The 26,728-nt window shown below is 55.5% G+C and carries 25 protein-coding genes and 3 pseudogenes; 9 read left to right on the top strand and 19 right to left on the bottom strand.

What is annotated here, in order from left to right:
• Positions 1-42: 42 nt before the first annotated feature.
• The gene (locus TKWG_RS00895; RefSeq protein WP_014748999.1) at positions 43-735 is read left to right on the top strand and encodes a TetR/AcrR family transcriptional regulator; all 693 of its coding nucleotides are present in this window, start codon (positions 43-45) and stop codon (positions 733-735) included.
• 58 nt (positions 736-793) lie between these two features.
• Here TKWG_RS00895 and TKWG_RS00890 read toward each other — a convergent pair whose 3' ends face one another.
• The 14 genes and pseudogenes from TKWG_RS00890 to TKWG_RS00825 form a co-directional block, all read right to left on the bottom strand.
• Complete coding sequence (locus TKWG_RS00890) at positions 794-1,429, bottom strand: isochorismatase family protein (RefSeq protein WP_014748998.1); 636 nt, start codon at positions 1,427-1,429, stop codon at positions 794-796.
• Positions 1,429-2,487, bottom strand: coding sequence for a M29 family metallopeptidase (locus TKWG_RS00885; protein ID WP_014748997.1), 1,059 nt, complete (start codon positions 2,485-2,487; stop codon positions 1,429-1,431). The genes TKWG_RS00890 and TKWG_RS00885 overlap by 1 nt, the downstream gene beginning before the upstream one ends.
• A 33-nt stretch (positions 2,488-2,520) precedes the next feature.
• Entirely contained in the window at positions 2,521-3,336 is an 816-nt protein-coding gene (locus tag TKWG_RS00880) for an alpha/beta fold hydrolase (protein ID WP_014748996.1), read from the bottom strand.
• 122 nt (positions 3,337-3,458) lie between these two features.
• Positions 3,459-4,346, bottom strand: a complete 888-nt coding sequence (locus TKWG_RS00875) for an FAD-dependent monooxygenase (protein WP_238534281.1) — start codon at positions 4,344-4,346, stop codon at positions 3,459-3,461.
• Entirely contained in the window at positions 4,289-4,687 is a 399-nt protein-coding gene (locus tag TKWG_RS26310; RefSeq protein ID WP_238534280.1) for an FAD-dependent monooxygenase, read from the bottom strand. The genes TKWG_RS00875 and TKWG_RS26310 overlap by 58 nt, the downstream gene beginning before the upstream one ends.
• 105 nt (positions 4,688-4,792) lie before the next feature.
• Positions 4,793-5,495: pseudogene (locus TKWG_RS00870) on the bottom strand (ABC transporter ATP-binding protein).
• 59 nt (positions 5,496-5,554) lie between these two features.
• Positions 5,555-6,364, bottom strand: coding sequence for an ABC transporter ATP-binding protein (locus TKWG_RS00865; RefSeq protein WP_014748991.1), 810 nt, complete (start codon positions 6,362-6,364; stop codon positions 5,555-5,557).
• The gene (locus TKWG_RS00860; RefSeq protein WP_014748990.1) at positions 6,361-7,356 is read right to left on the bottom strand and encodes a branched-chain amino acid ABC transporter permease; all 996 of its coding nucleotides are present in this window, start codon (positions 7,354-7,356) and stop codon (positions 6,361-6,363) included. Before TKWG_RS00860 ends, TKWG_RS00865 begins: the two co-directional genes overlap by 4 nt.
• Positions 7,353-8,225 (bottom strand): branched-chain amino acid ABC transporter permease, encoded by an 873-nt coding sequence (locus TKWG_RS00855; RefSeq protein ID WP_014748989.1) that lies wholly within the window; start codon positions 8,223-8,225, stop codon positions 7,353-7,355. The genes TKWG_RS00860 and TKWG_RS00855 overlap by 4 nt, the downstream gene beginning before the upstream one ends.
• A gap of 30 nt (positions 8,226-8,255) precedes the next feature.
• Positions 8,256-9,358 (bottom strand): annotated as a pseudogene (locus tag TKWG_RS00850) (ABC transporter substrate-binding protein).
• A gap of 503 nt (positions 9,359-9,861) precedes the next feature.
• Positions 9,862-10,521: a dihydrofolate reductase family protein gene (locus TKWG_RS00840; RefSeq protein WP_014748986.1), complete on the bottom strand. Its 660-nt coding sequence runs from the start codon at positions 10,519-10,521 to the stop codon at positions 9,862-9,864.
• 206 nt (positions 10,522-10,727) lie between these two features.
• On the bottom strand, positions 10,728-11,978 hold the full coding sequence (locus TKWG_RS00835) for a c-type cytochrome (protein ID WP_014748985.1): 1,251 nt from the start codon (positions 11,976-11,978) through the stop codon (positions 10,728-10,730).
• Positions 11,971-12,525, bottom strand: coding sequence for a (2Fe-2S)-binding protein (locus TKWG_RS00830; RefSeq protein WP_014748984.1), 555 nt, complete (start codon positions 12,523-12,525; stop codon positions 11,971-11,973). Before TKWG_RS00830 ends, TKWG_RS00835 begins: the two co-directional genes overlap by 8 nt.
• A pseudogene (locus TKWG_RS00825) lies at positions 12,522-15,313 on the bottom strand (xanthine dehydrogenase family protein molybdopterin-binding subunit). Before TKWG_RS00825 ends, TKWG_RS00830 begins: the two are co-directional and overlap by 4 nt.
• A 217-nt stretch (positions 15,314-15,530) precedes the next feature.
• Between TKWG_RS00825 and TKWG_RS00820 the strand changes: the two are divergent.
• The 7 genes from TKWG_RS00820 to TKWG_RS00790 all read left to right on the top strand — a co-directional run bounded on the left by TKWG_RS00820 (position 15,531) and on the right by TKWG_RS00790 (position 21,939).
• On the top strand, positions 15,531-16,505 hold the full coding sequence (locus TKWG_RS00820) for a TRAP transporter substrate-binding protein (RefSeq protein ID WP_014748983.1): 975 nt from the start codon (positions 15,531-15,533) through the stop codon (positions 16,503-16,505).
• Between the two features lie 144 nt (positions 16,506-16,649).
• Positions 16,650-17,198, top strand: a complete 549-nt coding sequence (locus TKWG_RS00815) for a TRAP transporter small permease (protein ID WP_014748982.1) — start codon at positions 16,650-16,652, stop codon at positions 17,196-17,198.
• 19 nt (positions 17,199-17,217) lie between these two features.
• Positions 17,218-18,471, top strand: a complete 1,254-nt coding sequence (locus TKWG_RS00810) for a TRAP transporter large permease (protein ID WP_014748981.1) — start codon at positions 17,218-17,220, stop codon at positions 18,469-18,471.
• A gap of 119 nt (positions 18,472-18,590) precedes the next feature.
• The gene (locus TKWG_RS00805; protein ID WP_014748980.1) at positions 18,591-19,811 is read left to right on the top strand and encodes an HTH domain-containing protein; all 1,221 of its coding nucleotides are present in this window, start codon (positions 18,591-18,593) and stop codon (positions 19,809-19,811) included.
• Positions 19,812-19,857: 46 nt separating this feature from the next.
• Positions 19,858-20,523: an NHL repeat-containing protein gene (locus TKWG_RS00800; protein ID WP_014748979.1), complete on the top strand. Its 666-nt coding sequence runs from the start codon at positions 19,858-19,860 to the stop codon at positions 20,521-20,523.
• Positions 20,524-20,570: 47 nt separating this feature from the next.
• Entirely contained in the window at positions 20,571-21,344 is a 774-nt protein-coding gene (locus tag TKWG_RS00795) for a DUF899 domain-containing protein (protein ID WP_014748978.1), read from the top strand.
• Between the two features lie 19 nt (positions 21,345-21,363).
• Complete coding sequence (locus TKWG_RS00790) at positions 21,364-21,939, top strand: hypothetical protein (protein WP_014748977.1); 576 nt, start codon at positions 21,364-21,366, stop codon at positions 21,937-21,939.
• A 19-nt stretch (positions 21,940-21,958) separates the two neighbouring features.
• On the opposite strand, the gene TKWG_RS00785 is transcribed toward TKWG_RS00790, so the two are convergent.
• Positions 21,959-23,206, bottom strand: coding sequence for an MFS transporter (locus tag TKWG_RS00785; RefSeq protein WP_014748976.1), 1,248 nt, complete (start codon positions 23,204-23,206; stop codon positions 21,959-21,961).
• Positions 23,207-23,532: 326 nt separating this feature from the next.
• Here TKWG_RS00785 and TKWG_RS00780 point away from each other — a divergent pair, with 326 nt between their 5' ends.
• Positions 23,533-24,150, top strand: coding sequence for a TetR/AcrR family transcriptional regulator (locus TKWG_RS00780; RefSeq protein ID WP_014748975.1), 618 nt, complete (start codon positions 23,533-23,535; stop codon positions 24,148-24,150).
• 182 nt (positions 24,151-24,332) lie between these two features.
• Here the strand turns inward: TKWG_RS00780 and TKWG_RS00775 are convergent, their stop codons facing one another.
• The 4 genes from TKWG_RS00775 to TKWG_RS24275 are packed head-to-tail and all read right to left on the bottom strand — an operon-like array spanning position 24,333 to position 26,725.
• Positions 24,333-25,277 carry an MFS transporter gene (locus TKWG_RS00775; protein WP_014748974.1) on the bottom strand — a complete coding sequence of 315 codons (945 nt, stop codon included), beginning with the start codon at positions 25,275-25,277 and terminating at the stop codon, positions 24,333-24,335.
• The gene (locus TKWG_RS20900) at positions 25,274-25,600 is read right to left on the bottom strand and encodes a hypothetical protein (protein WP_014748973.1); all 327 of its coding nucleotides are present in this window, start codon (positions 25,598-25,600) and stop codon (positions 25,274-25,276) included. The genes TKWG_RS00775 and TKWG_RS20900 overlap by 4 nt, the downstream gene beginning before the upstream one ends.
• Before the next feature lie 52 nt (positions 25,601-25,652).
• Complete coding sequence (locus tag TKWG_RS24280) at positions 25,653-26,351, bottom strand: siderophore-interacting protein (protein ID WP_238534279.1); 699 nt, start codon at positions 26,349-26,351, stop codon at positions 25,653-25,655.
• Positions 26,243-26,725, bottom strand: a complete 483-nt coding sequence (locus TKWG_RS24275) for a DUF2218 domain-containing protein (protein WP_238534278.1) — start codon at positions 26,723-26,725, stop codon at positions 26,243-26,245. The genes TKWG_RS24280 and TKWG_RS24275 overlap by 109 nt, the downstream gene beginning before the upstream one ends.
• Positions 26,726-26,728 lie beyond the last annotated feature (3 nt).

Raw genomic sequence — 26,728 nt, 5'->3', positions numbered from 1 at the left:
GAACGAACAGGTACGAACCAATATTTAATTAATCGATCAATTATGAAAAAAACAGAGCAGCTTGCAAAAAAAACCTCCGTGCGACGGGCCCGAAAAATCAACGGCCCAGGTCGTCCCGAAGGGGCGAGCGTTGTGCGGGACGAAATTCTGGATGCCGCCGAAGTGATCTTTTCCGACAAGGGTTATGCGGGAACGGCATTGCGGGAAATTGCCGATCAGGCAAATGTGACTCAGGCACTGATCAGCTATTATTTCGGCTCAAAATTCGGGCTGTTTCAAGCTGTGTTTTTGCGCAGAAGCGAATTGGTTTCCCGGGAACGCCTGGAGCGCCTTGAAGCGCTGGAACAGCAGAAGACCCCTCAGGTTAAGGATATTGTAAGAACATTTCTGGAGCCGGTATTGTCGTTGCGAGGTACCTTCCAGGGGCGCGCGTTCCTTCGATTGCAGGCCAGGCTTCATACCGAACCCTCAGAAATTTCCTATTCACTTCGTTCCGAGGCCTACGGTGGTTCAACCCAGCGCTACGTTGCCGTGCTGAGAAAAGCGTTGCCCCAACTGAGTGAACTGGATGCCTGCTGGCGAGTGACCTTCATGATCGGCACCTATCTATATGCGTTTTCAGACACACACAGGATGGAAGAAATGGCGCCCAAAGGACTGTACGATGTCAATGATACGGACGAGTTGATCGACCAGGTAACCCGGTTCATGGTCGGCGGATTGCAGGCGGCATAAACAGTCAGCGATGAGGGCCGGCGTGACAGACCGGACGCCGCCCTCAGACCGCCTGAGATCAATTGCCAGACACCGCCTGGCTGCAAAGTGCGAGGGCCGCCTGACTGTTCATTACCATTGCGTATTTCTGCTGCATGTCAAATAAACTGGCATCGTGCGGCCCAATAGCGCGATCGCCCACGCAATCGGTTAGCACAAGTGGTGTAAAACCCAGCGACATTGCATCCACAACACTGGCACGTACGCAACCGCTAGTCACGCAACCGGCCACCAGCAGCGTACTCACGCCGTGCTGTGTAAGCCAGGCCGCCAGCATCGTCCCGAAAAACGCCGATGGAACCGTCTTGCGTACAACCAGCTCACCGGCTATGGGCGCCAGCTCGGGCACAATCGCACTCGCATGACAGTTTTCCCGGAGCGTTAGCATCCCTGGCACTTTACGGCTGAACACATTGTGATCTGCGCCATCGTCCGCAAACACAATCCGGCTATGGGCCACAGGCCAGCCGCTGTGTCTTGCGTGTTGCAATAATGGCTGTGTTGAAGCAATTGCACTTGCGATATTACCGCCGCCAAAAATTGCGGGGTCGGCAAATCCATTGACAAAATCGACGATCAGCAGGCCGAAGGGCGGTGCCAGGTCCACATCTGTACCGAATCCCTGGCGCTTGAATACTTGGCTTTCCTCGCTCATTACGCACGCTCCGGCTGCGTTAACGCAGACTCGACTACCCTGCCGTCAGCAACCACCTGCAGATCATCCAGATAAACATTGCATCGCCTCATCGGCACATCGATATGGCACGCTGTCGTTCGGCTGCCGCCTGCCTCGTTGTTCGGCCCCAGCGAAAACAGAAAATTGCCGCTTACTGCACGCGCATCCATGCCTATGGTCGCCTCTCTGTCGTACAAACCCAATGTAGACCAGTAGGCCCGCTTTTGCAGGCCCCACCCAATGTGGGAAATGGCGTAAGCCTCAGGATCGGCAAACGATTCTATGTATTCCGATAGCATTTGCGCCTCAACCCCGCCGCTTATATCTGTGACAAAGCCGTTTTTCACAGTCAGCGTCATTGTCTCGCCAACGTATGACTTCATTGGCAGCAGAATATCGCCTTTTGACAGCACGATGGTACCTTGGGTTTCTCCCTCATTCGGCCAGGTAAAGGTAAAGCCGCTAGGCCAATGATCCCAGCGCCCCGGTTCATCAACAAAGCCATATTCAGATACGCAGGGATACTGGCCCAGCGGACAGCGCAAATCGGTTCCTGCTGCCGATGTCACTCGCATTTGTCTTGCCTCTTTCAGTAATGCCGCAGCGGCCTGGGTTCGTACATAGTCTTCCTGGGTCGGCTGCATTCGCAAGAGGACCTCCGGCGGTTCCACTGCCAGCAGGATTTTGCCGCCGCCTTGCAAAATGTCATGCTGTTCCGGTGAAAACAGCAGCGTCATCAAGTCCAGAACCAGGTCACTCGCCTTCAAGGCGGCAATCGCCGGCTTGTTGCCGGTCAGCGGCGTCGTGCCAAGATAGGCCAGCGGATCGCGGCTTAACGATTTTTCTGCGTTTACCGGTGGCAAATCCAGGCGACTGACAATCGCACCCAGCATGGTCGCTGCCGTCATGGCGCAGCGCAGTGTTTGCGCATGAGTGTGATCACTGGTCAGCACCGTAACCGCATCCCCCTTTTTCAGTTTTGACAAGTTCAGTACATTAATCCACGCCTGAATCAGATCTGTATCGCGCACAGCCATAGTATCTCCCTGTTCTGCCTTATAAAATCACAATCAATGGTCCAGAGGATGACCCAGGAAATCTCCGAAAGCCCGATAAAACCCGGCTTCGTTATCCCAAGGAATCATATGACCTGCGTCTTTGACCCGCAGGTACTGCATAGACGGCAAGAGCTGCCGTAATTGTTCAACTTCGGTATCACGAATAACGTCGCCTCGTTCGGCGGCCATCAGCAGAACCGGGACATTGATCCGAGCCACATCGGCATGAATGTCATCCGTCTGGAATGCATGAAAGCTTGTCGTGATTGCCCGCTCGTTGCAGGTGTGCAGCCATTGTGCGCGTAGCCTCAGTTGCTCTTCGGTCCAGGTCGGGCAGTACTGGCGCATCTGTTCAACGCTCATTCCCCGCTGGGCCTGCCTGATCGAATCCACATACCAGGCTAGATTGGCCGGGTAACGGCCAAGGCACGGGTCCACGGCCACCAGGCGCATCAGTCCTGCGGGCCGCTGTCCCGCCACGCGTATGCCAATACGTCCACCCATAGAATGCCCGACGATCGAGTACGCAGGCAGACTCAGCGCCTGCGCAAAGGCAATAACGTCGGCAGCCATTGCATCAAGGCTGTAATCGAGCTCATCATTGGCCTGGCTCAGCCCCCTGCCTCTTGCGTCCAGCACGTAAGTGTCGAAATGGCGCCCCAGGCGCTCTGCAACAAAGCGCCAGGTTTCAACCGGGCTGGTAATACCCGGTATCACGATTACCGGATCACGTTCAGCCCGGCCATCAGTCTGTCCGCCAAACCGCAGATAGTGCTGACGTATGTTATTGGCCCAAACGTGTGCGCCATAAAGATATGTATTTGTCATCGAATTTGTTTCCTGATATTTTCGCCACCAAAAAGGGCGGCCAGCGTCGACAGCGCCGTTGGTAGCTACTTCCCGAATCTATCCACTCCTGTCACGGCGCATTTAAACTGGTCGCCACTGGTTTATTCGACCGTTTCCATCGTGCCGATGCGCTCTTTGCAACGGGTCGCGTCGTATTCATAGACCCATTCGGCCTTGATGCCAACAGCGTTGGGGTTTTCAGCCTGTTGCTTTCTGAGCGCCTCGTCGCGTGCCCGCTGCTCTTCGGGCGTGGACAGATGGTAAGTACGGCCGCGTTCGCGCGCCTCCAGTTGGACGCGGGCGGTACGCGCAAGCCGCTCTGCCTCATAGCACTTGAGAGCCGCTTCGTGGTCTGCTGGAAAATGAGCAATCATCTCTGCCAGCACGAAGGCATCCTCCAGCGCCATGGCCGCACCCTGTGATAGAAAGGGCAGCATGGGGTGTGCCGCATCTCCGAGCAGCGTTGCGCGGCCTTTTGCCCATTGCTTCATCGGATCCCTGTCAAAGAGTCCCCATTTGAAGGTCTGATCTGGATCGGTACGTTGCAGCAGATCGATAATGTTCTGATGCCAACCGTCATAGGCGGCCATTAGTTCTTCACGGGTGCTCGGTTCGGTCCACGACTCTGCAACCCAGTCTGCACTTTCATTGACCGCGACAATATTGACGGCCGCCCCGCCCTTGACGTAGTAGGTAACGATATGGGCCTTGGGACCAAACCAGAACGACGCATCCGGGCTCACAAAAGGCAATGGGTGCTGCTCTACCGGCACCAGGGCACGCCAGCACATATGACCGGTAAAACTGGCCTGATCCGCTCCCCAAAGAGAGTCGCGCACCGCCGAATGGATACCGTCGGCTCCCACGATAATGTCAGCCTGGAAAGTTGAGCCATCATCAAAGTGCGCCGTGGCAGACTGCGCATCCTGTGTTACTCCGGTGCAGACGGTATTGAATCTGACATGATCCGCGGCAATATCCTTGCACAAAATGGCATGCAAGTCCGCACGATGTACATGATGGAAATCAGCCCCGAAATTTTCACGGCACATTTGCTGTAAAGGGGTACGGAACAGCTCACGTGCATCATCCCAATTGCGACCACCATGGCCTTGGGCAAAAATCCGATCCGGTCCAGATCCGTCTGCAATCCCAGCGCTCTGAGTACTTTGACTGCGTTAGGCGTCATCTGCACGCCGGCGCCAATTTCACCAAAGGCAGGCGCACGCTCAAAAACGCATGCCTTTATACCGTGCAGCTGCAAAGCGCGCGCCAGTGCCGCACCACCAATACCGCCTCCGATGATTCCTACTTTCAAAGTTTTCGACATACATTCCACTCCAGTTCCAACAACATATGCAATGAGCATATATTATTTATTAAATAACTAATTAATTAATTAAAAAGCGACACTACCCGCCGCTTGCCAGCCTGGTCAGCCGCCCAGGTATGCGCTCAGCAGCTCAGGATCGTCCAGCAAGCCAGCCGCTTCCCGTTCTGCAACCACTTTGCCGGTTTCGTATACATAAGCGCGCGTAGAGACCGACAGCGCGTTATAAACATTCTGCTCAACCAGAACAACGGTCACCCCATGCGAGTTGATTTCCCGGACAAACTCAAAGACCTCCTCGGCCATGCGCGGACTCAGCCCAAACTGGTTCATCCAGCAACAACAGCGAGGGTTCGGACATCAACGCACGGCCGATTGCCAGCATCTGCTGCTCTCCACCGCTGAGCGTGCCTGCCAGTTGGCGATGCCTTTCCTTAAGGCGGGAAAAGCGGTCATACACGAGCGCAACCCGCCGCTCCACTTCGGCATCTTTTTTACATAGATAGGCACCCAAAGTCAGGTTTTCATATACAGTCATGGTCGGCCAGATATGACGTTCCTCTGGTGACTGGGCAATGCCCTGGGCAACGATGCGATCTGCGGAAACACCTGCAATATTATTTCCCTGATAAATAATCTGCCCCTGCGTCGGCTTGAGCAGGCCGGAAATGGTCCGCAACGTTGTGCTTTTTCCGGCACCGTTAGCACCGATCAGGGCAATGACCTCTCCCTGCTGAACCATCAGATCAACCCCATGCAGTGCCTGGGTCTTTCCATAGCTGACGTGCAAGTTCCGGATCTCAAGCATCGGGGTTGTCGGTGTACGGTTACTGGCCAGATCATCAGGCTGTGGCAACACTATTGCATTCATGAATGTTCCTTTGCGTTTGCACCCAGATAGGCTTCCACAACTTTCGAGTTTCTCTGCACCTGCTCTGGTGTTCCCTCGGCCAGCTTCTGTCCGAAATGCATCACAACCACACGATCGGATACGCTCATGACCAGCCCCATGTTGTGTTCGACGATCAAAATAGATTCAACCAGATCGCCAATCAGTTTTCTTAGCACATTGCCGAACTCCCGGGCCTCATGGCTATTGAGACCTGCCGCCGGCTCATCCAGCATCAGAATCCTGGGCTTTGCAGCCAATGCCAGCGCCACTTCCAGTAAGCGTAGTTCGCCGCAGGACAATTGGGCTGCAGGCACATTCATATGCCGCGACAAACCAATCGTATTGACGATGCGTGCCGCGCTGTCGCGGATCGCCGCTTCCGTTTGCCGCACTTTTGCGGTAGGAAAAAACGTTTTCCAGACCGGCTGGCGCGCTTCAATATAATGGCCGGTCAACACATTCTCAAACACCGAAAGCGATTTCAGAATATTGGTTTTCTGAAAGCTGCGTACAATGCCGCGCCGCGCCATGCTGTACGGTTTTTCGCCCGTTACCTCCTGTTCATCGAAATGGACCGTCCCGGAAGTGGGCGCATAAAAACCCGTGATCAGGTTAAAGCAGGTTGTTTTGCCAGCGCCATTGGGTCCGATCAGGCCGACAATTTCTCCGCGATTCACGTTAAAGCTGATGTCCTTGACTGCATGGATCCCACCGAAGGACTTGCACAACCCATTGACCTGCAATACGCCGCTGGGCTGCCTGTCTTGCGCATGCGTTCTCATCATGCCGATCTCCTTTTCGTGCTGTTTACAGACAGGGCCACCGGACTCACATGGTTCTGCTCCCGCTTTTCACGGTGCCGCGTCACAAACCCCATGATTCCATTAGGCATGAATAGCACAATCGCAATAACGATCAGGCCGAACAGTGATAATCGCAGTTCCTGTGCTTCTCTGAGATATTCTTCAAGAAAGGTGACCAGCAGTGCCCCCACCAAAGGTCCGATCAGCGTACCCTTGCCCCCGATAAGCACCATCGTGATCATGGTCACCATGAATGCAAATCGGAACATCTCCGGTCCTACAAATGAAATGTAATGTGCATAAAAGCCGCCCGCGGTACCACTAAGAAATGCCCCCAGTACCAGCGCCATCATGGAATAGTTCAGCGGACGAATGCCAACAGACTGCGCAACATACCTGTTTTCCCGAATGGCCACTGCAGCGCGTCCTGCGTTGGAATTCACAAAACGGTATGCCAGGTACAAGGCAAGTGCCAGCAGCAGCCATGCAATGGCGTAATAAAAATGTTTGCCGGCCAGACTGTCCACCTGCGCCAGAAAAGCGGGCTGTGGCACCCCGGCAATGCCCATCGGCCCCTTTGTTACTGCGACCCAGTTATTGGCAACCAGCCGCAATACTTCCGAAAACGACAGGGTAATGATGACGAAAAACGGCCCGTGCAATCGCAACGTGATGGCGCCGATAATTGTCCCCATGACGGCGGCGCACAACCCTGCTGCCGGGATCGTAGCCCACATTGGCCAGCCGGCCTGAGACGAGAGCAGTGCTGCCGCATAGGCACCAGTTCCCAGAAATGCTGTATGCCCCAGGGAAAACTCGCCAACATAACCAACCACAAGGTTCAGGCTTGTCGCCAATACAGCATAGAACATCACAATAATGGCCACATGCAGAATGTACTGGTCGCTTACAACAAATGGCAGTACCGCTGCCAGCAGCATGAATGCCGTCAGGCAATTGCGTTGAATCTTCATGCTCTCTCCGCACGTTTAACAAATAATCCATAAGGGCGAAACAACAGAGTCAAAATCACCAATATGAAACCGATAATATCCACCCACCCTGTAGCAACATAGCCGCCCCACAATGCTTCTGCCAGGCCCAGCAGCAAGCCGCCCACGATAGCGCCGGCAAAGCTACCCATACCACCAAGAATAACGACCACAAAGGCCTTCATGCTTACCAGCCCGCCAATGGATACCTGCGTAGAGTAAATGGACCCAAGCAGCATGCCCGCCATGGATGCAATCACTGTTCCCATCGCGAATGTACCCGCGTAGATATTTGCGGTCCGGATCCCGACCAGCTTTGCAGCCATAGGATCCTGAAACGTGGCCCGCATCGCACGACCCAGGCGGGTTTTCTGAATAACCAGATACGTGATAATCATCAAGGCGATGCTGACTGCAACAGCGAACAGACGCGCCTTGGTCAACACGATCGGACCAAGAAAGAGTGGTCCCCCAGCCAACGGCGATTCTATTTTCAGCGGTGCGGTACCCACCAGAAGCAAGGCAGTATTGGCCAGAAAAATAGACAGGCCGATTGTCAGCAGAATTCCGGGCTCTTCACCCTGATCCCGTATTCGCTCAATCAAAAATCGATCGATCAGCCAACCGAAAACACCCAGCACCACGGCGACCAGCAACAGGCCTGAGAAAAAATCCAGACCCAGGCGCGTGGTGGCCCACCATCCCATGACGCCGCCAACCATGTACAGCTCGCCATGAGCAAAGTTAACGACACGCATCAAGCCCAGAATCAATGTCAGACCCAATGCAGATAACGCGTAAAATGAGCCAATAACCAGCCCGTTAGCAATATATTGCGGTAGCAACTCCATCCGATTTCCTTATGTCGTTATCCAAAGCGATTACGGTTTCTCGGTGCGTGCCTGAGTGACCACATGAGTCTTGCCACCCTGAATTTGCACCAGTACGGTATCAAAGCCGTAGCCCTCGCCTTTTTCGGTGAACTGAAATCGTCCGTTGGGCGCTGCATAGTCCGTCTTGTATAGTGCATCCCGGATTTTTTCCGGCTCATCGGAACCCGCGCGCTCAATCGCCTGCATCAGGATGTTCATGGCGTTGTAGCCTGACGCATCGTACTTGCCCGGGAGCTGCTTGTACTCTTTTTGGTAGCTTTCAACGAACCCGGCATTGCGCTCGCCTTTCATATTGGAAACATAAGGCACCGCCGCATAGATGCCTTCCGATGCCTCTCCGGTCAAACCGATAAAATCGGCGGTCGCCCATGAACCTACACCAAACACTTTGGTTTCAATGCCGAACTCTTTGAGCTGCTTTACCAGAATGGAACCATCCTGCGTTTCCGCAGCCACGAATACGCCGTCAGGCTTAAGTGCTCGCAGTTTGGTCAACAGCGTATAAAAATCAGTCGTTCCATGGTCGAAGTATTCCTTCATGACAGATTTGACACCCAAAGCATTCAGATCCTTTTCGAAATCCTCCACTCCACCGCGCCCCAGTCATCATTAACGCCGATATATGCCACGGTCTTGAGCTTAAGATCGTCAGCCAGTATCTTGCTGAATGTCCTGGCCATCAGCCTGTCGGTTTCTGCCGAGCGAAAAAAATATTTCATACCCTTCTCGGTCAGGTCTGCTTTGGAAGAGACACCCGATAACAATGGTATTTTGTATTTTTCAGCAACTGCCATCACCGCTGCCGTGGCAGAACTGCAGAAAGCGCCGGCCAGAACGGGCACCTTATTGCGTTGAATCAGTTTTTCCGCGGCATTAACCGAGTTTGCAGGCTGGCATTGCCCATCCTCTATCTGCAACTGAACCTGTCGACCGTTGATGCCGCCTTGCGCATTGCGTTGCGCGACGGCAAGCTTTGCACCTTTGACATACGCCTGCCCGTTGTATGCGACTGAACCGGTCAAGGGCTGGATTACTCCAATCCGGACTGGCCCGCTGCCTTCCGCAGCAACCGCCGCACAGCTGACAAGCATTAATCCACTGATACCTGATGTGAGATATTTCATAAAACACTCCAACAATGATGGCTGGCGATTGCGCGAAAAACGCATTCCCTGATTCGATTTGAATGGACCGAGCGATTTAAATAATTAAACACTCAATTAATTATTAAGGTACAACGAGCACTATCACAGGTGCAATAAGGGAAAACGTTAATAAGCAGTTGGGCGCCGACAAACAGAGGGTTCTGGCACCCATATAGGCAATATCTGTGCGCACGGCAGCGTAACCGTTGGTCCGGCTTTTTTTTGTTTTTCACATAGACGCGTTTGGGCAAGGGTTTTGTGCCCCGCAGGCAGCGCAACTGCAGCCTGGAAGTAGTACGTTTTTCGATAACAGCTCATTATTTGCACAGCCGTTGAAGCTGCGTATCGGTGAAAAATATCCTGGCGGCTCTTCACCGTATACGCATCATACGGGTTTGTTCACCACACCATGGCGCCTGCCGGTCTGTACCCGATAGCCATGTTAATAGTCAATCCAAATGTTTGCGTCGCTCCAGCTCGGCCGCAGAGGGATGCTCAGCAGCGAACGAACCTGTTTCAATATCACCGGCACGCACATAGTGGTTGACAATAACACCGCTATCGGATGCCTGCGTGCTTAACAATTCAAATGCCGCCGGCGCCGCCCCTTCTGCAAAAAGCCTTTTGCCTTTACCCAGCACCAGCGGAAATATCATGATGTACATTTCATCGACCAGATCATGTGCGTGCAGGGTTTGCAGAAAATCAGTCGAGCCCTGGGTAAGCAGATCCGGCCCTTCCTCTTCTTTCAGTTTGCGCACTGCCGCCACCACATCAGCACCCAGCACCCGGCTGTTCTGCCAGTCCGGCTTGAAATTCGCATTACGTGTGGCAACGTATTTTTCTATCTGATCGAATAGTGCGCCTAGCGGCTCTTCCGGCCCGACATACGGCCAATGGGCAGCAAAAATATCGTAGGTTTTTCGGCCAAGCAGTAAATCAAATGGACGGGCAAAGATTTCCCCAACCTTCACACCCAGTGATTCATCAAAATACGGAACCAGCCAGCCGCCATATCGAAATCCACCCACCGGGTCTTCCTGCGGGCCGCCCGGTGCCTGCATGACCCCGTCCATACTCACAAATGCGCCAACAATGACTTTTCTCATCAACGTTCTCCTTTGCTGATATCGACAAACGCAGTAATTTCAGTTGAAATGCAAATGCCCGACTACGAGAGTAAAGTATATACCTGTAGCCAGCCGCCCGGTCGTCGGCGCAGCGGGTGGCACGACGGGCATTTGCCTTGCTGCCCCGTTTGCCCTGGTCGGCGCTCAGCCTGATGCTGCTGGTGCTGAGCGCGCTATCGATAACATCAATGCTCGCGCAAAGCGTCAATCTGCGCAGCGGTGATATCCCCTGGCAAACCACCCCAGGTAGTACGCGTGTAATTGACCAGTTCGGCCATTTGCTGATCGTTCAGCTTGCGGGCAAACCCGGGCATGCTTTGCATATTGCTGTTGCCGGGAAACGCCTGCTCGGGCAGACCATCAAGAATAGAGGCGATCAGATTGGTGGCGTCGCCCTGACGGATCGTTGCATTGCCTGCCATCGCAGGTGCAACATTCGGTTTGCCCTCGCCTGACACGCCGTGACAACCCGCGCATAGATTCAGATACTGTGCCCTGCCCTTATCGCCGCCTGGCGTCAATTGTGCCACCTTGGGTGGCGGTGGTTTATCACCCATCAGATACGTGGTCATGGCCGTCATATCCTCTTTTGTCAGGTACTGCGTACTAAGCGCCACCACCATATGCATTTCACTGAACGCAGAGCCTTGCGGGGCCGTGCCGGTTGCCAGGAATTGGCCCAGGTCACCGGGTGTCCAGCCGCGCTCAGCCAATCCGCTCGGCGTGATATCCGCAGCCTTGAAGCGACCAAGGGTACCGCCCTTGAGCGATTGCGCCAGATCCATCTGGCCAAACATGCCGCGTGGCGTATGGCATTCGGCGCAGTGCCCCATCACATCGGTCAGATACCGCCCCCGCACCCATAATTCGGAGTCGCCTGAAGAGACTGCCGGCAGCGGATCCTTGTTCTGAAACAGCAGGTTCCAGCCGATCATCAGAAAGCGCTGATTAAACGGGAACGGCAGATCATTCTGGGGCGTTGGTACATCGATGGCGGGTCTGGTCATCAGATAGGCATAAATATCATCCAGATCCTGATCACTCATCATGTAATAGGAGTTGTACGGCATCGCCGGATACAAGTGCCGCCCGCCAGGCGTGATACCTTCTCGAACTGCACGATGAAAGTCTTCCCGGGTCCAGCGACCAATACCGTAATCGGCCGAGGGTGTAATGTTGCTGCCATGCACTGTTCCAAAGGGGGTTTCCATGGGAAAGCCACCGGCAAACAGACCACCGCCTTCCACAGTATGACAGGCGGCGCAATCTGCCGCCCTGGCGGCATAGCGTCCGCGCGCTATCTGTTCGTCCGTGGCCGACACCTTCTGCACCGGATTATCATTACTGCGATTTTCACGCCACCACAAGACGGCAACAATAATTAGCAACACAACCACTATCAGGAACAGGGCCGGAAGAAAACGTCTTTTAGCCATTTTTTGTCTCCCTGATCAGGCCTGGCGTCTTAAGGACCAGGTCACGCACCGCTTCATAGTAGCGGACATAGCCCGTGCAACGACAAATGTGATTATTCATTGCCTTGAGAATCGCCTCTTCCAGCTCATCCCTGGCAATGGGATTGCGCTTGAGCCCTTCAATGAATACCGTCGCGGCGTTCACAAAGCCTGGCGTGCAGTAGCCGCACTGGAAGCTGTAGTGGTCCATGAAGGCCTGTTGCACGGGCGATGGAACTTCCTCGCCCTTGTCATTGATCGTAGCGTGCCCTTCCACAGTGCGGATCGCCTTGCCGTCGAAATAATGGGCCCCGGTAATACAGGTTCGCGTCTCGTGGCTACTGCCATCGGGCTGATCTTCAATAACAACGCAGGCATGACAAACGCCCTGGCCACAGCCAAGGCGCGAGCCGGTCAGATTCACGTATTCATTCAGAAAGTCGATCATCATCATGCCTTCGGCAATGTCAAGCGGACCTTGTTTCTTGCCGTTGATGGTCAGCGTAATCGGTCTGGTGGTGATTTTCATTGGAGGACCTCTTTGATGTTGTCAGCGCGTACCGGCAGATGGCGAAAATAGTGTCCGGTGGCATGTGCGATTGCGTTGACTATCGCTGCAACCACCGGAATCATCACAACTTCAGCCATACCCTTGGGGGGATCGGTCTCGGACAACGGAGGAAGAATGTCGCCCGTTTGCTGCCACACGGCAACATCGCTTGCCCGTGGCACCTGATAGCGATTGAAATTCCAGGTGCCGTCACCCGGCCCGTCTTCATACAAAGGCAGGTATTCGTGCAACGCGTGGCCAATACCCATGGCGATGCCGCCTTGCAATTGACCGGACACCAACTCCGGCACGATCAGATTACCGCACTCCATGAACGAATGATGATTAATAATCTCGACCTTGCCTGTCCCTGTATCGACAGACAGCTCACCAGTGTGCCAACGGCACTGTAGTAGGTCACTGCTGCATTGTTGCGCTGCATCGGCGGGTAGTAGACACGGTCACGGGCAATCGCCTGGTAAGCAGGCTCGCTGCCCTTGCGCAGCGCCAGCCCGTCAACCGGCAGACGCAGTTGGCTGGCATTGATCGTAAAGTCAGCTTCTGCCCACTGCCAGCGGTTGAAACTATGCACCACCACCCCGGTGACCAGCCCCATCTCATGCGCCTTTTTTGCCAAGGTGGCAAACGGCAGGATTTGCATGCCCACAGCGGTGAGCCCGCCGGGAACCCAACGGGCATCCTCTCTGCGAACAATCAGCGGAGCGGCCTGACCGCCGCCTATGCCGGCCTTCCAGATGGCCAATGCGGCCGGCCACAGGCTCTGCTCGAAAAGCAGTCGCGATGCTTCCCGGGTGGTATGCGAGAAATAGAACGCTGAATTGCTGGCACTGGATGGCGAGCAGTACGAAGGCGTCCAGAAGGGATCAGCAGACAGCCGGTCCTGGTCCTCTTGTGGCATCATGTAAGGATCTGCCGTTGCGACCATAGGCAGCATGTCCCAGTCGGTGGCCGAAAAGTGCGATTCATCGGCCGGCTTGCCCATCCATTGCGCACAGACCACGGCCTGCGATGTGGTCATGCCGGTGCCCATTTCCGCACCGCTGTGGTGGAGCACCAGCTTGCCATCGGCAGAGAATTCGACCCGCGCAAATGAGGTCTCGGCACCCGTGCCAAAGTCCTTCTGCACACAGGCAAAGCCGACCCCATAACGTTTACCTGGATGCTGTGTTTCAAAATCGGTCTTGCGCTTGTTTCTTGCGGTCCACATTTCATGCTTTGCCGCCAGATCCAGAATTTCATCGGCACGCACGGCACCCGCCGGAATCGCGCCCTGCGTGTTTTTCATGCCGGACTTGAGCACATTGCGCTTGCGAAAATCGATGGGGTCCAGATTGAGCCTGGCCGCCATTTCATCCATCATCATTTCTGTTGCCGCCATGCTCTGCAACGTACCGTAGCCCCGGGCAGAACCGGCATCGATGGCGCGCGTGGCCACCCCCACGGCAGCAAAATCGCTTTTTGGAATGTAGTAAATGGATTGGGCCGAGGTCGCCGCCACCATCACGACAGACGGCGTGAAATTGCGCCGGCCGCCGCCGTTGCCGATCATATATCCGCGAAAAATATCAATTTTCCCGGTCGCCTTGTTTACCGTCATCGAATATGAAATATCGAATGCGTGGCGCTTGATCGACGTCTGAAACTGTTCGTATCTGTCATTGGCCAGGCGTACGGGATGACCGTCGCCGTATATGGCCACCATGGTGCCGACAAAAGGGAAACTGCTATGATCCTTTGAGCCGTATCCCACGGTATAACAGGGGTGCAGGACCAATTGCCTGATCGGCGTATTCATTTTGGCAAGCATTCTGGGAATTTCTTCGGCCAGCTCCGGCGGCGACTGCGTCGGAATGACCATGTGCAGGGTCTGGCTGGTCGGGTCAAACCAACCATTAGTGTTATCGGCCTCCATGGCCGCAGTATCAATCGATTGCGAGAAATAGTCTGCCGAGAGCACTTCGAACTTGTCTGATGGATTTTTTATTTCACTGTCCATCTGCTGCGCATGATACATCCCCTCTTCGTCCAGCTTGCCGCCTTCGCGCCCTTGCGGCCATACCGGCAATCGCTTGCGCATGCCGGCAGGAAAAATAGGCATATCCTTCAGGCTGGAAAAGGTATCTTCATCATAGGGCGATGCGCCGCCGACACGAACAAACCGGAACGTGCCCCAGGGGTCGCGCTCCAGCGGGCCGGTTTGCCGGCCATAGCGAATGGCATCCGGATGAAATTGAATGGCATTTTTGGCAAAGCGGAACCGGGCAAAGTCGTGGTAAATCAGCACCGCCACAGCCTGCCCCAGATAGGCCGGTGTCTTGCCCACCGGCAGCAACATGTCTTCGCCGTAAAACTCGGGAAATGTCAGGCCGTCGCGGGCCAGATCCTCGGCCGTCACAAGGCGATCAGGTTTGAACTCATCCCCAAGACGGGACAGATCAATGCCTTCAAAAATACGATCGGCAAAGGTGGTGCGCAGAATGAAGGCATGCGCCTGCTTTTGCGGCCAATGTGGCATGTCTGCGGCGCGAATGTCGTAGGCAAAGACTTTTTTTCCCAGCGCCTTGGACTGGGCGTCGATGCGGTGACGGATTCTTTTTGTTTTCGAATCCCATATCGGGGCCGCCAGGATTTTTTCTTCGAACAGCGCATTGTATGCGTTGCTGTTGAGCGGCGCCAGATACACGGTGATACCTGCAACCACGGTTTTTTTCAGGAAAAGTCGTCTTGACTGATTAAGCTGACTCATGGATTTGCCTTTTCAAGGATTGGAACTTGCTTGTGAACCAGTTGAAATGTTGCCGCGACCCGCAGTTTTTGCCATTACATAGCGCATGATGGCAAACCCGTAAGTGTTTTTATCGATTCTATGCGATCGACTGAATGTAGTATATTGGTCTTGTTCTCAGCGGAGCTGTTCTGGGAGCTACGTTATCACAATATTCATAATTACGGAGACAACACCTATGAAATTCGCTCCTATGCGTATCATCAATGCGCTCGGCATGAGCGTTGCGCTGGCCTTTTCAGCCGGCGCACTGGCTGCCGATAAACCCATCGTAATCAAGTTCAGCCACGTCGTGGCTGCCAATACGCCAAAGGGACAGGGTGCCCAGAAGTTCAAGGAAGTGGCGGAAAAACTGCTGCCCGGCAAAGTCCAGGTCCAGGTCTTTCCCAATTCGCAATTGTTTGGCGATGGCAAAGAACTGGAAGCCCTGCTGCTGGGCGATGTCCAGCTGATTGCCCCTTCGTTGTCAAAATTTGACCGTTACACCAAAAAGGTCCAGTTGTTTGATCTGCCCTTCCTGTTCAACGATATGGCTGCGGTAGATCGCTTCCAGCAAAGCGACAAAGGCAAGGAACTGCTGGACTCCATGAAGGATCGTGGACTAAAGGGTCTTGCGTACTGGCATAACGGCATGAAAGAGCTATCGACCAACAAGGCGCAACTGCAGCGGCCCGAGGACGTCAAGGGCTTGAAGTTCCGCATCCAGGCATCCGATGTGCTTGAGGCGCAGTTCCGGGCACTCGGCGCCAACCCCCAAAAATTGGCTTTCAGCGAGGTATACCAGGCATTGCAGACCGGTGTAGTGGATGGCCAGGAAAACACCTGGTCCAACATCTACTCGCAAAAATTTCATGAAGTGCAGAAAACCATTGCTGAAACCAACCACGGCGTGATTGACTATATGGTAGTCACCAACGCGCAATGGTGGGACGGCCTGCCCGAAGATATTCGAGCCGGACTTGAAAAAGCCATGGCCGAAGCCACCACCTTTGCCAATGGCAAGGCAGCCGAGCTGAACGAACAGGATAAGCAGCGCATCGTTGATGCAAAAAAAGCCCAGGTAGTACAGCTGTCCAAGGAAGACGTGGCCGCCTGGCGCACAGCCATGGAACCGGTATGGAAGAAATTTGAAGCCGATATCGCGCCGATCTGATCAAGGCCGCCCAGCAAGCCAATAAGTAAATTGGATTTACGTTTACGCTGACCGCTTGCCCGCCCGACATTCGGGCTGGCAGCGGTTATATGGATAATCGTCTGACCGACAGGCTTTTTGCGGGTTCAAAAAGGAGTATCACACATGAACGCTAACTGGTTTCATCGGCTTGAGGAAGGACTGATCGCCTTTCTTCTGGCCGCCATGACGCTGATCACCTTTGCTCAGGTCATAGCGCGCTATGTCTTCAATTACAGTTTCACCTGGGCGCTTGAGCTGGCCATATTCATCTTCGGCGGCTTGATCTTCCTGGGGCTGTCATACGGTGTACGGGTCAAGGCGCACATTGGCGTTGATGCGCTGATCAAGGCCCTGCCCAAAAAGGCGGCCCGCGTTACCGGCATTGCGGCCTGCGCACTGTGCCTAGTCTATACCGCTATCGTATTCTACGGCGCCTGGATTTACGTGGACAAAATGTACACCATTGGCATTCTTGCCCAGGATATACCCGTTCCCCAGTGGGTTCCGCGATTGGTATTGCCTGTAGGCTTCGCGCTTTTATTCATACGGTTTGCCGAAATCCTGTTCGATATGCTGCGGGGCCGTCGCGCCCAGCTGCTTGGCGATGAAGCCGAAGAGGCGCTCAAACATGCCAGTGATGATACGTCTGTGATCAACCAGGAGGTCAAATGACTACCGTCGCCTGTTCGTCATGCTGTTCGTGTTCATGTTCATGGGCACGCCGGTTGCGGTGGCATTGGGTTTATCCTCACTGCTGACCATTCTGTTCTTCGGCACAGATTCCCTGGCCTCATTGTCGCTCAAAATGTACGAGACGTCTGAGCACTTTACGCTTATGGCCATCCCGTTTTTTGTACTGGCAGGCGCTTTCATGACTACCGGCGGTGTGGCCAAGCGCATGATTCGCTTTGCAATCGCCACCGTCGGGCATTTCCATGGCGGTCTTGCTATTGCATCTGTCATGGCCTGCTGCCTTTTTGCGGCAGTCTCCGGATCATCTCCGGCTACCGTGGTTGCAGTGGGCTCTATTGTGATTGCGGGCATGGTTCGCTCTGGCTATCCCAAACCCTTCGCGGCCGGCGTGGTATGTAACGCCGGTACACTGGGCATTCTGATTCCGCCCTCAATCGTCATGGTGGTTTACGGGGCTGCAACAGAAACCTCGGTAGGTGCGCTTTTTATGGCAGGTGTAATACCGGGCATTTCGCTGGGTTTACTGCTCATGATCGCCATCTATATTGTAGCCAGGATCAAAAATTACCCCAGGCAACCGCGCGCCAGCCTCAAGGAAGTACTCGCCGCCGGCCGCGATTCCATCTGGGGCCTGGCACTAATCTTTATCATCCTTGGTGGTATATACGGCGGTATTTTTACACCAACCGAAGCGGCGGCTGTTTCTGCAGTCTACGCATTCCTGGTAGCCGTGTTTGTTTATCGCGATATCGGCTTACGGCAAGTGCCAGACGTGCTGGTCGATGCTGCCAAAGTCACGATCATGCTGATGTTCATCATTGTAAACGCCTTGCTTTTTGCCCATGTATTGACCACCGAGCGCATTCCGCAAATCATCGCAGAACAAATCATTGCGTGGGATATGCAAGCTTGGCAGTTTCTGATTGTCGTCAATATTCTGCTGCTGGTCGCCGGCATGTTCATGGAGCCGACAGGCATTATTCTTATTCTTGCACCAATCCTGTTTCCAATTGCCACACAACTGGGGATTGATCCGGTGCACCTGGGCATTATCATGGTCGTCAACCTGGAAATCGGCATGGTTACGCCGCCGATCGGCCTGAACCTTTTCGTTACCGCTGGAATCACCAAAATGTCTATCGGCCAAGTCATGCGGGCCGCTTCGCCATGGCTGATCCTGTTGCTGGGATTCCTGATTATCATCACCTATGTTCCCGCCATCTCCTTGTGGCTGCCGCAGCTATTGGGATAGTGAAATAGTAATGGGATAACGACATACTGATCTGCCGTTTTCCGTTAAAAGACAGGCACCGTGCCTGTCTTTTTTTCGCCCGTTATCACTATTTCAATTGAAAAGAGTATGCTATCGGCATGGATTCCCTGACTGCCGCTTGCGCCCGTATGCTTGCTGCCGGCGATGTGCTCAATGCCCTGAAGCTGGTTGCACTGCGCGATGACCCGCCTGCGCTTGCCTTGCGCGGCGTGGCCATGGCACGCCTGGGGGACTACGCCCGAGCCCGTGAGCTGCTTGAGCAGGCGGCCCGCAAGTTCGGCCCCCATGAACCCGTGCAAAGAGCGCGCTGCATTGTTGCTGGCGCAGAAGTGGCTCTGGCTATGCGCCAGCTCGATAGCCCATTGCACATGCTTGCCGCTGCACTGGCCACCCTGCAGGCGCGCAATGATCATGCCAATGCCCTGCAGGCCCGGCTTATCATGGCGCGCCGCTTTCTGTTGCTCGGCCGCCTTCAGGATGCGTCGGCAACGATCTGCGATCTTGATACGGCCGGCGTACCGGCCTCTCTGGTCGCCGTGGCAGAACTGGTCCAGGCCGAGCTTGCACTGCGCTCATTGCATATGGAGCGCGCCCAAATCGCGCTGCGCCGAGCCCAGGCTGCTGCCGACCAGGCCACGATCCCTGCGCTTCAGGCCGAAGTGACAGCAATGCAAAAAACACTGCAGCGCCCCGCTGCACGCCTGCGCACGGCCGATGACGACAAGACATTAACGCTTGCAGAGGTTGCCGACCTGTTTGCCTCGACCGCACTGGTGGTCGATGGCTGTCGTCGGGGCATCAGTGTTGACGGCACGTGGCTGTCACTGGCCCGGCGGCCCATTCTGTTTGAACTGATCCGTGCGCTTGCCTGCGCCTGGCCCGGTGATGTGTCGCGGCAGTCGCTGATCGCAACGGTTTTTCGGCTTCACGATCCAGATGAATCGCATCGAGCACGCTTGCGCGTAGAAATGGGACGACTGCGCAAGCTGGTCAGCACGATGGCACAGATAGAAGCGACCGCCAACGGATATGCGCTGATGCCGCGGGACAATCGAAGCGCAGTGGTGCTGGCTCCGCCCATTGACAGCGATGCAGCGGCATTGCTGGCGCTGCTTGCCGATGGTGCGCCCTGGTCCACCTCGGCCCTGGCGCAGGCTTTGGGCGCCAGCCAGCGTACCGTACAGCGGGCACTGGCCGATCTTCAGGCCAACGGTCAGGTTCATGCACTAGGAAAATCGCGCGTACGCCGCTGGGTCTCCTCATCTCTGGCCGGTTTCACGACAATATTGTTACTCCCCTCTGTACTGGCGTTGAAATAGAATGACCTTAACGTACCACTTCGCGGTACGACAACGGGAGACAGACATGAAGCACTCAGCAAACGCAGACATAGCAGCGACAAACTCCAGCGTCGCGCAAATCGTGCAGGAATACGGCCCCTTTCCGGATGCCGATACCATTCACGGCGTCACCTTTGACGGACACCACGTCTGGGCCGCCACCGGATCCAGCCTGCTCGAGTTCGATCCGGCACAGCGCCAGGTCACACGCAAGCTGGCGTGCACCTGCGATGCAGGCACGGCATTTGACGGCACCTATCTGTATCAGATTACCGGTGAGCAGATCAACAAAATTGATCCGACCGACGGTAGCGTGCTGGCGACCATTCCGGCACCTGGCCATGGCAATGACTCCGGCCTGGCCTGGGCCGAGGGTAGCCTGTGGGTGGGTCAATATCGCAATCGCACGATCGTTCAGATCAATCCTGAGAGCGGCGCTGTCATCCGCAGCATCCAGTCCGACCGTTTCGTCACCGGTGTGACCTGGGTCGACAACGAGCTTTGGCATGGCACCTGGGAGGCAGATGAAAGCGACATACGCCGGATCGATCCCGACAGCGGCGCAGTACTGGAACAACTGATCATGCCAACCGGCACCGGCGTCAGCGGGCTTGAATCTGATGGTGCCGATCTTTTCTACTGCGGCGGAGGCGCCAGCGGAAAAGTGCGCGCCGTACGCCGTCCTAAATAATTGCAATTGCATTATCCAGAATGACTCGACGAGTCAGGGAGCACGTAATGAATATGTCTTATACAGAAACAACAGCCGATCGCCATGCGGTGGTCGCTCATGATGAATGGATCGCTGCGCGCAAGCAATTGCTGGCGCGCGAACGGGAGCTGACCCGCCTGCGCGACCGTATCGCAAGCGATCGCCGCGCCTTGCCATGGGAACGGGTCGATAAGGATTACCTTTTCGATACGCCCGAAGGGCCAAGAACATTATCAGCGCTGTTTGGCAAGCACCGTCAATTGATCGTACAGCATTTCATGTTTGCGCCAGACTGGGAACAGGGTTGTCCAAGCTGCTCCTACATGGCCGATCACGTGGACGGCATGACAGCGCATCTGGCGCAACGCGATATCACATTCGTAGCAATTTCACGCGCGCCGCTGGCGCAGATTGAACCCTTTGCCCAGCGGATGGGATGGCAATTTGACTGGGTCTCGTCCAACGAGAGTGATTTCAACTACGATTACGGCGTCAGTTTTCTGCCCCAACAACAGGCGACAGGCGAAGTTCACTACAACTACCGCGACCAGTATTTCCCTCAAGCAGAGGCCCCCGGCATCAGCGTTTTCTATAAGGATGACGACAATACTGTTTTTCATACCTATTCCACCTACAGCCGCGGCGTGGAAGTGATGATGGGCACCTACAGCCTGATAGATCTGACGCCCATCGGCAGAAACGAGCGTGATGTGCCAAACAAAATGGAATGGGTTCGCCACCATGACCGCTATGACCTATCCGAAACGGGTACGGCGTCATGCTGTCATACTGCGACATGAGCCAGAATCGGAGGCGGATATGCAAGACCTTTGGCCATGGCTGGCCGTTGCCGGAGCGGGCGCGCTGCATGGGATGAATCCGGCTTCGGGCTGGGTCTTTGCCGCAGCGCTGGCTTGCCATGACAAAAGGCGGGCGATACCGGCCTTGATTCCCATTGCCATCGGCCATATGGCCTCGCTGGGGCTGGTGGCCGCTGCAGTTGTGTATGGGCTGCCCATGAACCGCGTCGTACTGGCGATTGCGATAGGCCTGTTACTTGTCCTTGGCGGCATCCATTGCATCGGTAGAAAAACGCTGCCAATGATGGCAGCACCGGCAAGCCAAGCCGGGCTGGCGCTTTGGTCACTTGTTGTGTCTACCGCGCATGGTACGGGATTGATGCTGGTGCCTGCCTTCGTTCCGCTGTGCATGACAGGATCACCTGCTGGCCAGATTACCGCCAGCGGTTCTCTCCTGCTCGCATCTGCTGCTGCAGGTGTACATATGGCGGCAATGCTGATCACCACAGGCGTGCTGGCTATCCAGGGCCGCAAAGGTGTGCATGTAGCTGCGACGCTATGGCGCAAATACCGGCACTACTGGCCGGCGCCGTAGCAGCGCAAGCGCCGCAAGCTTATGCCATTGCCGTGCGCTTGCGATCAATTGCGTTTTCGTTAATTGGCAGATTCACCAATGTTGCGAACACACTCAGCGCGATGGCCAGATACCAGACCACATCATAGCTGCCATAGATATCATATAGCTTGCCGCCCAGCCACACGCCCAGGAACGAGCCTATCTGGTGGCTGAAGAAGACAAAGCCGCCCAGCATGGAAAAGTGCCGAACGCCAAAGATCTGCGCAATGATGGCATTAGTGGCCGGCACCGTAGACAGCCACAGGAAGCCCATGACGGCAGAGAAAATATACACGCTGACTGCGGAAATGGGTACAACCAGAAACACGATAATAGCCACTCCGCGTGCCGAGTAGATAAAAGCCAGCAGATAACGCTTGGGCCATACCTGGCCGAGCGAGCCAACCAGATATGTACCGAACACATTGAACAGGCCGATCAGCGCCAGCGCATAACTGGCTACTTCGGCACTCAGGCCTTCATCTTTCAGGTAACTGGGCATGTGAACCCCGATGAAGACCACCTGGAAACCACAAACGAAATAACCCAGCACCAGCAGACGGAAACTGGGATAGGCAAATGCTTCGCGGATGGCCTGGATAATGCCTTGTTGACTGGCCAAGACGGATGCCGAAGACTGCCCGGCGGCAGCAACGTTCATGTTCTTCTCACGCAACCCGAAAGCCAGCGGCACGATCACCAATACCGCACAGCTTAAAACGACCAGCGCTTGTTGCCAGCCGAAGGAATTGATGAGTATATTCTCTGCGGGCAACATCAGGAACTGACCGAAGGAACCTGCAGCCGCTGCCACGCCCATGGCCCATGAGCGGCGACTGACCGGAATATTGCGGCCGATGACCCCGAAAATCACCGCATAGGTGGTGCCGGCCTGTGCCATGCCAAGCAGCACACCAGTGGTGAGCGTAAATGTAAGCGGTGAGGTGGTATAAGCCATGCCCAGCAGCCCCAGCGCATACAAAATAGCACCTGCAATAATAACTTTGAATGCCCCGAAGCGGTCCGCCAGCATGCCGGCAAACACGCCCGTGATTCCCCAAACCAGATTCTGAATGGCGATGGCAAAGGAAAAAGTCTCGCGCCCCCAGTCGTTGGCCTGGATAACGGGCTGCATCCACAAGCCAAAGCCGTGCCGCACGCCCATGGAAAAGGTGACAATCAAGCCCCCGCAGATCAGAATTTGCCATGCAGAAAGTGGTCGGGTTTGCGCGGGAGCCGAAGACATAATGTGCCTGTTGCCAGAGAGTTCAGTGAAATAGATTATATACACAATCTATTATTAGGTTCAACGAATATCATCATATCAGCAGACCTCAACTTATTTGATGAATTTTTTGTCTGTTTTGCGGCACAGTACGCTGCACTTGCAGGATAATAAATAGCGGTCTCTTGTAATCTATTACAATATGGCCAGATGTAGCGTATCGACCAATACGCGCTGCAATGTACCAGGCGAGAGATCCCTGCGCCACATGGTGGTGGCTTAACGGGTAGCGTGGGTGGTAGCTCGGTCGTACCGCATCATTTCATTTGTGTTCAAGAGGAATTGTTATGGGCCGCTCGTCCAGGCAACAAGCCGAACAGAATCGCGCCGAAATTCTCAAGGCAGCCAGCAGGCTGTTTCGTGAGCACGGCGTGGACAATGTATCCATTGCAGATATCATGACTGCGGTCGGCCTGACCGCAGGCGGCTTCTACCGGCACTTTGCATCAAAAGAGGCGCTGGTCAACGAGGTATTGTCCACCGTGTTTGCACAGTCCTCGGAACGATGGAAGCAAACCTGCGACACTAATCGGGAGGCAGCACATGGCGGCCTGCAGGTGCTGATCCAGCAGTATTTCAGAAAAAAACAGGCAGGCCAAACCTGCCCTATTCTTGCCTTTGCACCGCATGTCAGCCACGAAGCGACGGGCACCGAAACAGTTGGTCTGTACGGCTCGCACACAGAAGAGCTATACAGGCACTTTCGTGCAGCAGCCCTGCAAGCGAGGCCACCGGACGGGAAAACGGCCATGTCCGAACAGGACATTCTGGTGCTTTTTGCAGCCATGGTTGGTGCGGGTTTTCTTGCGCAGTCGGTGAACGATCAGGAATGGATCGAGTCGCTCAAATCAGCGGTGATTGCCAGTACCGGCCTGTCCGATCCGGAAAAATCGCAAGCGACATAGCACAATCAATCCAGTCATGACCTGCGGGGCCGCCATTTATGGTCGCAACACTATGACGCTTCATCCCGTTTCACTGCGCCCGGTCCCGGTTTTAATGTCCGCTTGCCATAATGATTGGCGCAAGCCCGTGCTGGAAACGCCGGCAAACAAGCCTACCGCCAGTGCACAGGCCGAGCCGCCAATCACCAGCGCGCGACCCGGTGACCACACACTGGCCAGAGCGCCAGCCTGCAAGCCGCCCAGGGCGGGCCCCAGATAGCCCTGCAAAAGCCACAAGCCGGAAACACGACCACGCAGGGCGTCCGGCGTATGTATCTGCAATAAGGCACCACGAACAATATCGGACGCCGTATCGGCATGCCGGCCATGGCCAGAAACACCAGTATGGGCCACACACCCCACGGCAGGCCCTGCGTGAGGCCGCCAGCGGCCACGCCGGTAAAAGCAATTGCCATACCCCAGAGCAACGCGCACACTACCACCAGTCGCCCCGGGCGGGCCAACTGGCGCGTCCAGCCCGAGGTAAGCGCCACCAGCAAGGCGCCACAGGCCGGCGCCGCATACAGATAACCAACCATTTGCGGTCCGCCTTGCAATACTTCCCGCGCCAATTGCGGCATCAATACATGCACACTGGCAAACAGCATCATGACCAGGTCCAACCCCAGTAAACAGGCAATGATCCGGTTGTGTCGCACGTAGAGCAAACCGTCGCGCCATTGCACATAAACCGGTGGTTTGACTGTCTGCATCCGATCTGTCTGGCCTTCAGGCTGCAGCAAATTGCGCGGCAGGCGGGCAAGCAGGATGGGAACCAGTGCGGCGCCCACCAGCACCACGAGAAAACAGGCAGCCAGCCCGATCTGCGCCAGCAACGCCCCCGCAATAAGCGGACCGATCAGACGGCTCAGTTCCATGGTCAGCGCATTAAGCGCGCCCGCCGCGGCCAACTGATGCGGCGCCACCAGGCGCGGCATGGCGGCCATCAATGCCGGCGCGCTGATGCCACTAGTCAGCCCGCTCAGAAGCGTTGCCAGGTAGATTTCTGCCAGCCCCGGCTCTGCCCGCAGGCTGTTTGCGCACAGCAGTACGACCACCGCCACATAACCACTGCGCCCCCAAATCATGATACGCCGGCGATCACCCCGATCCGCCAGGCGCCGCCCCAAACCAGACCGAGCAGGGATCCCGCAGCCAGGCCGATGCTGACACCCGCCACGTGCAATGACGAACCGCTGATCGCGTACACCTGCCAGGCAACAGCAACGGCTAAAATAGCAATCGACAGCAGGGAAACGGAACGGGCAAGATACAGGCTGCGAAAGGCAGGCGAATGGATCAACGGATCCAGATCCAGCGTCATGCGGGACCACTGCCGCCGCTTGCCCGTAACTGCTAACTTACCCCGCGGAGGCGAAGGCGACGAGCCGTCTTCAGCGGACTCGTTCATGGGCCCGCCTGCGTCCCTTGCGGCTCGGCGGTCTGCCTTGCCGGCGCACTTTTCATCTGTGTTTCGTCCAGACCGCGACGCCAGTATGCAACAACCAGTTGTTCCTTGCTGCCCAGGCCAACGGTATCGCGCAGCCAGGCGCGTACCGCTTGAGCGGTGGAAAACTCTGCCCCACCCAAACGAACCGGTCAGCATCTGCTGCAATGGAACATGCCTGAATGGCATCACTGAGCAATGTCGTTGTACCCGCCGGCTCGCCCGCCCGATGAAGCCATTGCACCGTCATTCCTGCCGGCATTGATAGCGGGATCTGGTCGGCAGGCGTCTGCACTTCGATGATCACAACACCGGTTGTGGCGGCGGGCAGCGCCTCACCGATGCGTGCAATGGCCGGCAAGGCGGTTTCATCACCAGCCAGCAACATCCAGCCGGCAGGACTGGCAGTGCGCCCGCCAGGGCCTGAAAGGCCGATTTGCTGGCCCTTGGTGGCCTGTGCCGCCCAGCGCGAGCCCGGGCCGGCATCCTCGTGCAGCACAAAGTCTACTTCAAACCACCCCTGCTGCGCATGAATGCGCCGGATCGTATAGGTGCGTATATCCAGGCGCTTGTCACCCTTGGGAAAATTCGGCATACCGTTGGCAGTCAGAGTGGGCCATTCTGGATCGAGCACACCGGGTTGCGGAAAAATGAGCTTGCAATGAATATTATCCTCACGGTCGTAACGAACCAGATCGTCAGAGCCGAATCGCACGCGCGCATATGCGGGCCAATTTCGGACACGGCCTGAACTGTGATCAGGCGAAACGCCGGGGGCCGTTCGAGTTTCACATTGTCACCCTGCCATTGGATAGCCTGTGGTGGGCAGTTGCCGAACTCCTGAATATGATGAAAAACCATCATTCTGCCTTCATACAGCGACGACTCAGAAGGCGCTGCAACCTGCGCATGCAGGCCATCTGCCTGCGCGGTGAAGCTTATCTTTGCATCGGCATAGTCCACTTGCCAGCTATTGTCCCGCCGAACGGCAAAAAGGTCGTGTTCGTGCAGATGCGCCAGAATCTGTCCCAGTACATTTTCGGCGTTATCGAGCTGAACAATTGTGCTCGTCTGAAAAGCAGTCATCATGAA

The organism is Advenella kashmirensis WT001 (genome assembly GCF_000219915.2).
GTDB lineage: Bacteria > Pseudomonadota > Gammaproteobacteria > Burkholderiales > Burkholderiaceae_B > Advenella > Advenella kashmirensis.
Note: the sequence above shows the minus strand (reverse complement) of the source record. Positions and strands in the feature narration are given on the sequence as shown.

Coding starts and splice junctions, on each gene's coding strand:
- TKWG_RS00895 (WP_014748999.1), top strand. CDS start 43: ATGAAAAAAACAGAGCAGCTTGCAAAAAAAACCTCCGTGCGACGGGCC.
- TKWG_RS00890 (WP_014748998.1), bottom strand. CDS start 1,429: ATGAGCGAGGAAAGCCAAGTATTCAAGCGCCAGGGATTCGGTACAGAT.
- TKWG_RS00885 (WP_014748997.1), bottom strand. CDS start 2,487: ATGGCTGTGCGCGATACAGATCTGATTCAGGCGTGGATTAATGTACTG.
- TKWG_RS00880 (WP_014748996.1), bottom strand. CDS start 3,336: ATGACAAATACATATCTTTATGGCGCACACGTTTGGGCCAATAACATA.
- TKWG_RS26310 (WP_238534280.1), bottom strand. CDS start 4,687: ATGTCGAAAACTTTGAAAGTAGGAATCATCGGAGGCGGTATTGGTGGT.
- TKWG_RS00865 (WP_014748991.1), bottom strand. CDS start 6,364: ATGATGAGAACGCATGCGCAAGACAGGCAGCCCAGCGGCGTATTGCAG.
- TKWG_RS00860 (WP_014748990.1), bottom strand. CDS start 7,356: ATGAAGATTCAACGCAATTGCCTGACGGCATTCATGCTGCTGGCAGCG.
- TKWG_RS00855 (WP_014748989.1), bottom strand. CDS start 8,225: ATGGAGTTGCTACCGCAATATATTGCTAACGGGCTGGTTATTGGCTCA.
- TKWG_RS00840 (WP_014748986.1), bottom strand. CDS start 10,521: ATGAGAAAAGTCATTGTTGGCGCATTTGTGAGTATGGACGGGGTCATG.
- TKWG_RS00835 (WP_014748985.1), bottom strand. CDS start 11,978: ATGGCTAAAAGACGTTTTCTTCCGGCCCTGTTCCTGATAGTGGTTGTG.
- TKWG_RS00830 (WP_014748984.1), bottom strand. CDS start 12,525: ATGAAAATCACCACCAGACCGATTACGCTGACCATCAACGGCAAGAAA.
- TKWG_RS00820 (WP_014748983.1), top strand. CDS start 15,531: ATGAAATTCGCTCCTATGCGTATCATCAATGCGCTCGGCATGAGCGTT.
- TKWG_RS00815 (WP_014748982.1), top strand. CDS start 16,650: ATGAACGCTAACTGGTTTCATCGGCTTGAGGAAGGACTGATCGCCTTT.
- TKWG_RS00810 (WP_014748981.1), top strand. CDS start 17,218: ATGCTGTTCGTGTTCATGTTCATGGGCACGCCGGTTGCGGTGGCATTG.
- TKWG_RS00805 (WP_014748980.1), top strand. CDS start 18,591: ATGGATTCCCTGACTGCCGCTTGCGCCCGTATGCTTGCTGCCGGCGAT.
- TKWG_RS00800 (WP_014748979.1), top strand. CDS start 19,858: ATGAAGCACTCAGCAAACGCAGACATAGCAGCGACAAACTCCAGCGTC.
- TKWG_RS00795 (WP_014748978.1), top strand. CDS start 20,571: ATGAATATGTCTTATACAGAAACAACAGCCGATCGCCATGCGGTGGTC.
- TKWG_RS00790 (WP_014748977.1), top strand. CDS start 21,364: ATGCAAGACCTTTGGCCATGGCTGGCCGTTGCCGGAGCGGGCGCGCTG.
- TKWG_RS00785 (WP_014748976.1), bottom strand. CDS start 23,206: ATGTCTTCGGCTCCCGCGCAAACCCGACCACTTTCTGCATGGCAAATT.
- TKWG_RS00780 (WP_014748975.1), top strand. CDS start 23,533: ATGGGCCGCTCGTCCAGGCAACAAGCCGAACAGAATCGCGCCGAAATT.
- TKWG_RS00775 (WP_014748974.1), bottom strand. CDS start 25,277: ATGATTTGGGGGCGCAGTGGTTATGTGGCGGTGGTCGTACTGCTGTGC.
- TKWG_RS20900 (WP_014748973.1), bottom strand. CDS start 25,600: ATGAACGAGTCCGCTGAAGACGGCTCGTCGCCTTCGCCTCCGCGGGGT.
- TKWG_RS24275 (WP_238534278.1), bottom strand. CDS start 26,725: ATGATGACTGCTTTTCAGACGAGCACAATTGTTCAGCTCGATAACGCC.